Origin of the sequence: Roseovarius salis (assembly GCF_044472985.1) — a bacterium.
GTDB classification, from domain to species: domain Bacteria; phylum Pseudomonadota; class Alphaproteobacteria; order Rhodobacterales; family Rhodobacteraceae; genus Roseovarius; species Roseovarius salis.
Genome location: NZ_JBISDG010000092.1, coordinates 1 through 1565, shown reverse-complemented (window position 1 = coordinate 1565; position 1565 = coordinate 1). Strand labels below are relative to the sequence as shown.

Below are 1565 nucleotides of genomic sequence, written 5' to 3'. Positions count from 1 at the left end.
GGCGATGTCGGCGCCGTCGTCTCGCGCGGGGGGCGGCCGGACCTTGCCCGCGCGGCGCTCGACCGGGTGCGCGCGCCGGTTCTGTTGATCGTGGGCGGCGCGGACCGTCAGGTGCTGGATCTCAACACGCAGGCGGCGCGGCGCTTGACCTGCCCGAACCGGCTGGAGACCATCCCCGGGGCGACTCATCTTTTCGAGGAACCGGGGGCGCTGGACCGCGTTGTGGCACTGACGGGCGACTGGTTCCAGACGCACCTGACGCAGGCGGAGGCAGAGCGTTGACGAAATTCGCCAACCGCACGGAAGCCGGGCAGGCGCTGGCCCGCGAGATCGCGTCACGCGGATACCATGACCCGGTCGTGCTGGCGCTGCCGCGCGGGGGCGTGCCGGTGGGCATCGAGCTTGTCCGCGCGCTCGGTGCGCCGATGGATCTCGTCATGGTGCGCAAGATCGGCGTTCCTCACCAGCCCGAGCTGGCGGCGGCGGCGGTTGTCAACGGGGACGCCCCCGAGATCGTGCACAACACCGAGATCATGGCCCATGCAGGGCTGGACACGTCCGACATCGAGCGGCTGGCGCAGACGCAGCTCGACGAGATCAGGCGGCGGCGGGGCCTGTACCTGCGGAATCGTGAGGCCGTTCCGGTGGCGGGGCGCACAGCGATCGTGGTGGATGACGGGATCGCGACAGGCGCGACTGTTCGCGCCTCGCTCAGGGCCGTGCGGCGCCGCGCTCCGTCGAAACTCGTTCTCGCGGTGCCGGTCGCCGCGCCGGACACGCTCGCGCGGCTGCGGGGCGAGGTCGACGAGGTCGTCTGCCTTCACCAGCCCGCGATGCTCTACGCGATCGGCGCGCATTACACTGATTTCGGCCAGACCTCCGATGACGAGGTCGTGCGCCTGATGGACGAGGCCAAGCGGCTGTCCGGCGAGGATGCGCCCGGCTGACCGGCCATGCAGGATCAGCCCGCCGCCATGACCAGCCGGATCGCGCCCGGACCGGACCGTTCGAGGGCGGCATCGGCCAGCAGGCTTTCCCGCGCGAGCATAGCGTGCAGCCAATCCACCTCGCCCGCGCGGGCCCGCTCCAGCGCGAAGGCACGGCGGCGATAGGGCAGCATTTCCAGCCCCGCGGCGCGGCCTGTCTGCTGGTCGATATCAAGGATGAAGGCGACCGCCAGGCGGGGCATGAAATCCTCCTGTCCGCCGATCCCCTCGTAATCGTTTATCAGGTCCCCGCAACCGTGGAGGATGAGCTTTCCGCGGTAGAGCTCGATCCCCATCGGATGATGCGCGGAATGGCCAAAGACGACATCCACACCGGCCACGTCGATCAGGGCGTGCCCAAGCCGCCGCTGCGCCCGGGGCACATCAAACCCCCAGTTCGCGCCCCAGTGCACCGACAGCACGGTCACGTCCCCGCGCGCACGGTGCGGCGCAAGCGCCGCCGCCAGCATCCCGGCGCCGTCGGCGGGTAACGGGGGCAGCATCGCGATACCGGGGAGCCCGGCCCCGGCCTGCCAGCCCGGCGGCACTCCGGAGGACTCCATGCCCCGTGCCGCCAGA

Annotated in this window: 2 protein-coding genes and 1 pseudogene; 2 read left to right on the top strand and 1 reads right to left on the bottom strand. The window is 71.0% G+C overall.

Annotated elements, in window-relative coordinates:
* Positions 1–282 (top strand): annotated as a pseudogene (locus ACH13J_RS18290) (erythromycin esterase); the annotation flags it as partial.
* Positions 279–947, top strand: a complete 669-nt coding sequence (locus ACH13J_RS18285; RefSeq protein ID WP_397544775.1) for a phosphoribosyltransferase family protein — start codon at positions 279–281, stop codon at positions 945–947. The pseudogene ACH13J_RS18290 and the gene ACH13J_RS18285, both read left to right, overlap by 4 nt.
* A 14-nt stretch (positions 948–961) precedes the next feature.
* Here the strand turns inward: ACH13J_RS18285 and ACH13J_RS18280 are convergent.
* Positions 962–1565, bottom strand: a 604-nt coding sequence (locus ACH13J_RS18280; RefSeq protein ID WP_397544774.1) for a CapA family protein, incomplete at its 5' end; no start/stop codon positions are given.